This is a genomic window from Clostridium frigoris (assembly GCF_018861865.1).
Lineage (GTDB): Bacteria > Bacillota > Clostridia > Clostridiales > Clostridiaceae > Clostridium_AD > Clostridium_AD frigoris.
The window spans coordinates 1-7,417 of the sequence record NZ_JAHLDV010000091.1 but is presented as its reverse complement, the minus strand read 5'-3'; the positions used below and the strand labels follow the sequence as shown (position 1 = coordinate 7,417).

10 protein-coding genes are annotated in these 7,417 nt (G+C 27.6%); 3 read left to right on the top strand and 7 right to left on the bottom strand.

Features of this window, described 5'->3' with window-relative positions; genetic code table 11:
• Positions 1-93: 93 nt before the first annotated feature.
• Both KPL37_RS18670 and KPL37_RS18665 read right to left on the bottom strand, forming a co-directional pair.
• Positions 94-234, bottom strand: a complete 141-nt coding sequence (locus KPL37_RS18670; RefSeq protein WP_216151580.1) for a hypothetical protein — start codon at positions 232-234, stop codon at positions 94-96.
• Between the two features lie 456 nt (positions 235-690).
• Positions 691-1,989 carry a cation:dicarboxylate symporter family transporter gene (locus tag KPL37_RS18665; RefSeq protein ID WP_216151579.1) on the bottom strand — a complete coding sequence of 433 codons (1,299 nt, stop codon included), beginning with the start codon at positions 1,987-1,989 and terminating at the stop codon, positions 691-693.
• Positions 1,990-2,415: 426 nt separating this feature from the next.
• Between KPL37_RS18665 and KPL37_RS18660 the strand changes: the two genes are divergently transcribed.
• Positions 2,416-2,994, top strand: coding sequence for a hypothetical protein (locus KPL37_RS18660; protein ID WP_216151578.1), 579 nt, complete (start codon positions 2,416-2,418; stop codon positions 2,992-2,994).
• A 191-nt stretch (positions 2,995-3,185) separates the two neighbouring features.
• Here KPL37_RS18660 and KPL37_RS18655 read toward each other — a convergent pair whose 3' ends face one another.
• Entirely contained in the window at positions 3,186-4,022 is an 837-nt protein-coding gene (locus KPL37_RS18655; RefSeq protein ID WP_216151577.1) for an MBL fold metallo-hydrolase, read from the bottom strand.
• 250 nt (positions 4,023-4,272) lie between these two features.
• Here KPL37_RS18655 and KPL37_RS18650 point away from each other — a divergent pair, with 250 nt between their 5' ends.
• Positions 4,273-4,998, top strand: coding sequence for a DUF429 domain-containing protein (locus KPL37_RS18650; RefSeq protein ID WP_216151576.1), 726 nt, complete (start codon positions 4,273-4,275; stop codon positions 4,996-4,998).
• Between the two features lie 100 nt (positions 4,999-5,098).
• Here the strand turns inward: KPL37_RS18650 and KPL37_RS18645 are convergent, their stop codons facing one another.
• From KPL37_RS18645 to KPL37_RS18630, 4 genes are all read right to left on the bottom strand, one after another.
• Positions 5,099-5,356, bottom strand: a complete 258-nt coding sequence (locus KPL37_RS18645; protein ID WP_216151575.1) for a hypothetical protein — start codon at positions 5,354-5,356, stop codon at positions 5,099-5,101.
• A gap of 359 nt (positions 5,357-5,715) precedes the next feature.
• Positions 5,716-5,901, bottom strand: coding sequence for a hypothetical protein (locus tag KPL37_RS18640; protein WP_216151574.1), 186 nt, complete (start codon positions 5,899-5,901; stop codon positions 5,716-5,718).
• A gap of 180 nt (positions 5,902-6,081) precedes the next feature.
• Entirely contained in the window at positions 6,082-6,231 is a 150-nt protein-coding gene (locus KPL37_RS18635; protein WP_216151573.1) for a hypothetical protein, read from the bottom strand.
• Between the two features lie 353 nt (positions 6,232-6,584).
• Complete coding sequence (locus KPL37_RS18630; RefSeq protein ID WP_216151572.1) at positions 6,585-6,743, bottom strand: hypothetical protein; 159 nt, start codon at positions 6,741-6,743, stop codon at positions 6,585-6,587.
• A gap of 128 nt (positions 6,744-6,871) precedes the next feature.
• Here KPL37_RS18630 and KPL37_RS18625 point away from each other — a divergent pair, with 128 nt between their 5' ends.
• A complete protein-coding gene (locus KPL37_RS18625) occupies positions 6,872-7,204 on the top strand; it encodes a hypothetical protein (protein WP_216151571.1) in 333 nt (110 codons plus the stop codon).
• The last annotated feature ends 213 nt before the right edge of the window (positions 7,205-7,417 follow it).

Genomic DNA, 7,417 nt, shown 5'->3' with positions numbered 1-7,417 from the left:
TTTCTTCAGAATACCCAATTTTACTCACCATGATATCTTTCCCCTTTCGTAAAGCCTATACTGTATAATATACTATATTTCTCTCTACGACAACTATCTTAACACATAGGGTTGTTCTAATGTTTGTACTTGTGTTGGTAATGTTCCAGTCAAACCAAATTGTTTTCTTTCTTCTTTAGTAAATGCAGTTCCTTTATTAAGGAACGGATTATTCAAAATTTCTGTAGCTAACATAAATTACTCCTCCTGTGATTTCTTTGATAATTATAAATACTAGACTTATCTAATGGGCTCCTATGGTCTATTACTACTAAAAATAGCAATGAAAATTAATTATTATTCATAATTAAACTTTGTCTCTCTTTTATCTTTATTATACGTTGATATTTTTTTTATGACCAATATAGATTATTTATTAGGTTATAAACAAAATTTATAACATGATAAATAGAAGTTCAAGATCGTACTAAATACAACAAAGCAAAAGAATGAATTATATTTTATTTACATAAAAATTGGATACTAATATCATAATTACTTGTTATTATAAAAATAATATAATAGCCTATAAAGTAGACATTTTAAATTATCTACTTTATAGGCTATATTAACAAAATTGATGCAGGATATTTTATCTGAGATTAAAAAATTAAAATATTGAAGCCATTACTTAGATTATAGCAATGTCGATTACAAACTTTGAGATGCTTTAGAATCAATAACACCGTTCTTAATTTCTTCTAGATATTTCTCACCTTTAACTGCATCGTATTTACCTTCCCATTTGGACATAACTACAGCAGCTAATGAGTTACCAACTACATTTACAACTGTTCTTGCCATATCAAGAATACGGTCAATTCCAGCGACAAATGCTACTCCTTCTAATGGAATACCTACAGATCCAAGAGTAGCTAATAATACAACTAAAGATGCTCCTGCAACACCTGCCATACCTTTTGAAGTAATTGCAAGAACTACCACTAAGTTAATTTGAGCAAGTACTGACAAATGAACTCCATATAACTGAGCAATAAAAAGCGCTGCAATAGATTGATATAATGTCGATCCATCTAAATTAAATGAATAACCAGTTGGAATAACAAAGGATACAATAGATTTTGAACAACCAAAGCTCTCCATTTTGTTCATTACTCTAGGTAATACCGCTTCAGAACTTGCTGTAGTATATGCGAGAATAATTTCATCTTTTAAAACCTTAATTAATGAAAAAATATTTACTCCTACCATTTTAGCTATTAATCCCAGTATTACTAAAACGAAGAATATCATACATCCATAAATAGTAAAAGTTAACTTACCCAGAGGAATTAGAGATTTAAGACCAAATTTTGAAACGGTCACACCCATTAAACCAAATACTCCAATTGGTGCCACTTTCATAACTTGATTAGTTACCCAGAACATTGCCTCAGAAATCCCTTGACATAATCGAAGGACGGGTTTTGCTTTTTCCCCCACTGCAGAAATTCCTAATCCGAACATAACCGAGAAGAATATAATAGAAAGCATATTACCTTCAGCCATAGCGCTAACAATGTTTGTAGGAACAATATTTACAATCATATCTACCATACTGTGATTTGCAACAGTTTTAGTAGTACTTACATAACTTGATATATTAGTTTTTACAAGCGATGCCATATCTATTCCTGTTCCAGGATGGAATACATTGCCTGCCAATATTCCAACCAAAATGGCAACTGTAGTTACTACTTCAAAGTAAATTAAAGTCTTTAGACCTAATCTACCAATTTGTTTTCCATCTTCTCCACCTGCAATTCCAACAACAAGTGAACAAAATATAATTGGAACTATAATCATTTTAATTAGACGTATGAAAACATCGCCTAAAGGTTGTAGAAATGGTATAACTGCTGGGTTACCATAGAAAATAGCACCCACTATAACACCAAGTGTAAGTCCGATAAGAATCTGTGTACCTAGTCCAAGTTTGAATTTTTTCATCCTGTGTTCTCCTTCGAATTTTCCATTAATATAATATTCATATAATTGAAGTTTTAATAAAATATTAATTGCTATTATGGTATTTAAAAACAAAAAAAATACTCTACTTGTTATTATAGAGTTAAGTATATTTTCTTCTGCAATTTAAGTTTTATTGTAGTACTAGCTTATGGAAAATGCAAGTTTTATTTTAGATGAATTCATTTGTATAAAAAACAATAAATTTAAAAAAACATATAACAACTAAGTTACAAATTATTCACAACCAACGGGGGTTCTAATGGGCAAAGGGAATTTAATAAAACCAAAATCAAGAAAAAATTAAAACTAATGTTAGCAAATATTAGGGACTATCCACTTTCGTTCTATATTTCAAAGAAGGTAAATATAATTGTACAATGACGATATTAGAAAGGAGAAACATTTATGAGTAAGCCGCTTAAGGTTATGATTGATGATTATATTAAGCTTAAAATGCAAGAAGATATTAATTATGTGGAACTCTATAAAACAAAAAGTAAAGAACTTAATTATGAGGATTATGTGGAATATGCTATGGTTTTTTGCCCTGACCACATGTGGTTTTTGAAATCATTTGGTCTAGAAAATGCTTTTAAATTAGCTGCATCATATATAAAAGCTAATGAAAATAAAATAAATAATTGCAAGCAGTTTGATGATATTATTAAACTTATGTATAACGGTAAAATAAAAAATTTTGATGAATTCTCACAGTATGATAGAGCTTTAGCAATGGGTATATATTTAAATTTAATGCCTAGCAAAGTATTCGTGCACGCGGGACCTCGTCATGCATTGAAATATATATTAGGTACAGAATACAATTCAAAGATAAAGACATTAGAAGGTACAAATAAAATTGAATATATAGATATATGTGACTTGCCGATAGAGTTTCAACAGTTTAAAGACAATATGTATCTAGTAGTTGATTGTTTATGCTATATATATTCTAGGTTAAAGAAAAATAAATTGCTTAAATAAAAACAACTAAATTTTATTCGGATTATAATAGACCCAAACCCTTAAGAAATTACTCTTAGGGGTTTGGGTCTATTCATTAATAGTTTTATTACTATTAATACAAAAATAACAATTATTAGCTTCCTTAAATGTTCAATAGCATTCATATTGTGACTATGAAGTATAAAGTCTATATTTCATATGTCCTAAATTCAATAATTAACTTTCTCTTTTAAATAAATAATATTACCAAAGCCACCATCAACACGTTCAAATTGAGTATTTGTTTTTTTTGCAATATATGCTCTTTGACCCATAAAATCAAATGGTACTTCATCCGCATTTCCAGCTTTAATATCTTCACATAACAGAATGATATTAGCCAATAATTCTTTTGGTGCATCTCCTGATCCATGAGAAAGAAGTATTTTGTCAAATTTTCCGTCTGTTTTTAATAATAAATTCCTCATAGACTTTTCATAGCTAGTTATACCTAATGAATTTTTGTCAAATAAAACAGTGGCTTGATTTGCAGCATCTCCAACCATTAGGATTCTTTCTTCTTTAAAAAGAATAGCCATTTGTCCTGGTGTATGTCCGGCCGCATCGTAGACTTCTAAGGTTATTCCTCCAAGATTAAATACTGCTCCATCCTTCAAATCTTTATAGAATGATGAAGACCTTGTTTGCACATAATCACTCTCTTTAATTTTATCAAAATCTTTATATTGACTTTTAACATAATTTTTACGTAGAGTTAAATCGTTATGTTCCTTGTATACTTCTTCATCAGCATGGTTCATATATACATCATCAAAATTTGGTGCACCAGATGCATGATCCACATGTCCATGCGTAAGTATTACAGTGATTTTTTTGTTTGTAAGTTTATTTACATATTCGCTTAAATTCCCAACACCAGTTCCAGTATCTATAAGAATAGCTTTCTTATCTCCTTCTACTAAATACATTAATTCATCAGTAGGTCCAAAAATTCTTATAATACTCTCAGAGATTTTTTTAGATTTAAAATATTTTAATGATTCCATTCTTCTGCCTCCATATAATAATTTCAAATTTTTAAAACTTTTTAAATAGGGATGTTGTAAAACACTACAACATTCCCATTATATCTCTCTTTTGCTTATTTCGCCAAACCTAAATATCTAGTGAAGCGAGGTATTCTTGATATTTAAATTGTTACATATAAGTTTAAAGCAATATAATCAATATATTGTTAATTATTAAATAATATAGTAAAATAATTTTATAAATGAATAAGATAAGGGGGTATGATTTGTGCAATTTATTGGTGTTGATGTACATAAGGAAAAATTGACGGTGGCAAGTATAGATGAGAAATTAAATATAGAATTTATAGATAATATGGTTCCTGATGGGCTACTTAATTATTTGAAAAATAAAGAAGTATCTATAATAGCGGTGGATGCTCCATATAAATTGAATTATGGGTTTATGAATAATGATAAGTATAGGATGACTTTAAATTGCAAACTAAAGGGACATTACAACAAAAAAGTTAGCGAGTATGAATTATCAAGAAGAGGAATAAATCCATTTTCTACTCCAGGAAGCATGGATGAAATTACTGGATGGAAAGGGTGGATGAAAACAGGATTTAATCTTTTTGCAAAGCTTGAGGAATTAGGATATAAGGAAATAAATATCAGAAAATCTAGTGATAATATTCAAGGCTTTATAGAAGTGTTTCCTCATGCCTGTTTTACAGTTTTGTTAGAATATATTCCTTCACCAAAAGATACTGATAAGGGGTTAAAAGAAAGAATTGATATACTAGAGAAATTAGGGTTTAAAGGTGTTGAAAAAATACTTTCTGGATGTGGAAGACACGCAAAAACAGATAAGCTAGATGCAATTATAGCAGCATATACCGGTTATTTAACTTACATAGGTAATGTTACTTTTGTTGGCAATACGGATGAAGGTCAGATAGTTTTACCGACTTGTGGTTTGAAAGAGTCTTATAAGAGGTTAAAAAAATAAATAAAACAAAGATAGTATTAACACTATCTTTGTTAATCAGTATAGATACTATGATGCCCCTAACTATGGTTTTTATGAGCGAAGCGAGTTTGCTATAGCTCTATGTTTTATTATTTTTGTTAGAAAATCTTGAAATAACATATTGTATTAATATTATAGTTACAAAAAATGAAATTCCCATGCCTAGAAATTTAATTAAATCTTTTCCATTGCTAAATATATGCATTTTGTCAATTATACAAATAATTGTTATAAATATAATAGTTGATAATATGCTACTAAAAACAATAGGCTTAAAATTTGTTTCTTTTTTTTCTATATTTAGGTTATATAGTCTATTCTTAATTTTATTTATCAAAATAGAACCTCCTAGCAGAATACAAATTAATATATTGATGACACATATATACTATATCATGTATTGTATGTGTGACAAGGAAATTTTATCTAAAAATAGAAAAAATACATGTGATTACTAAATTAATAAGAGAAATATTGTAATATATAGTATTAATGATGAAAATATCTATGTTGTATGCTGCAAAGGAGATTATCACTAACTTTAAAAGATAAAAATGAAATTTTTAAGGAATAGGTAATAGCAACAAAGTGAATGTAACTCAATTACTATTGTGTTACTTTCAGAATATTGGTATAAGCTATATATATCAACCCCAGCATCATTATACGAGGGCGTACTAGTGACGACATATATTCCTAATCTGTAACATTAGTTGCAATTGGTTCAAATTCATACTTTCTAAATAACATTTTAGTATGGTCGTCTTCTTCTTCCCACTCTTCAATTCTTTTTACTATGCCAACCATAGTTTTATTAATCTTATTAGAAAATATATTTTTTTTGAAAACTTTAACTTTATCATTTACTTTTATTTCTAGCATAACCACATAATTTCTCCCTTAATAATAATTTATATTTTGTACTAATTATATCATAAAATATAAATTAAGTAATATCTATTATCTATAGCAATATTCAAATCTTGAAAGTTCTTCAATACCAACATTAACTCTAACATATTTTCCTAATCCGCAACACATGTATTATACTAAGTGAATGGTTTACATCTTTATATACGCTCCAACTTTGGTTCCTAATAAAAATACTAAAGCACCTGCACTTATAATTAAACAAGCTTTAATAAATTTATTATCATTAATGAAAGATATAATAGGAGAAAAAAATTCATTTTTTACTTTTAGTAAATCCAACAACAGCACCTCCAACTTTTTTTATTTAATTGCTTTTGGTTTTATAATATTTTACAAATTCGAATTAACTTATTTTCTTAATTATACCATATGGTCCATATGAGCATTTTGTAGTTCTAAACCATGAAAACAATACAACACAATAGAATGGTATATTGTTTGATCCCTAATATATATTGTGCTTTTTATAGTTTTTTTTAATAAAATCTATTTTAAGTTTTAGCTATGTTAGACAATATTGAGGATAAAAGAATATAAAATTGGCTTGTCGTAAATATACAAGCCAATAAACTTTTCTCTAATTATTTAAGTATAGTAAATTTATAATTGAGGAACTATACAAGAAAATCATTCTATTTTTTTCTGCTTCCATCTTCATTAAATAGTTTATTTAAATGTAATTTTTCAATAATTACAAGAATTATAACACTTATTAACACAAAAAATGTTTGCATATAGCTATTATTAATAGCTATAGGTTGATATAATACGAACTTGTAATGGTTTTTCATTCATTTTATTATTCTCCTGACTCTTGGATAAGACAATAGGTGGTATAATTGAATAAATATTTTATGTTATACTTGTAGAATATTTTGAAATCAAGCTTGTAAATACTTTGTGAGTAGGAGAGATAAATATGAATAAAGAAATTATAATAATAGGGTTTGATATTGTTACACTTTTATTTGGAATTTTCATATTTGCTTGTGCAATATGTAATCCTAAAAAAATAATGATTGGAAAATTAACTGAAAGTGAGATTAAGAATAAGGAAAAGTTTATCTATTGTAATAGAGTATTCTACCTATTTAATGGTTTAATAATTGCTTCAATTGGAGTAATGTTGTTGCTAAATATAATTGATATAAGGTACATTGGTATTTTATATTCTATTCCTGCATTAATATCAGTAATAGGCACATCTATTTCAAAAAAATATTTAGTTAAAAAACATAGATGGATATGGTAACATGCTTTTCTAATGTACAACAAGTATATTATTACGAAATGTTCTAATATATCGATACAAGTAACCCTTTGTAAAATGGATTGGATTAGCGAAACGGTATAGTATCCCTATGTGTTAAGATAGTTGTCGTAGAGAGAAATATAGTATATTATACAGTATAGGCTTTACGAAAGGGGAAAGATATCATGGTGAGTAAAATTGGGTATTCTGAAG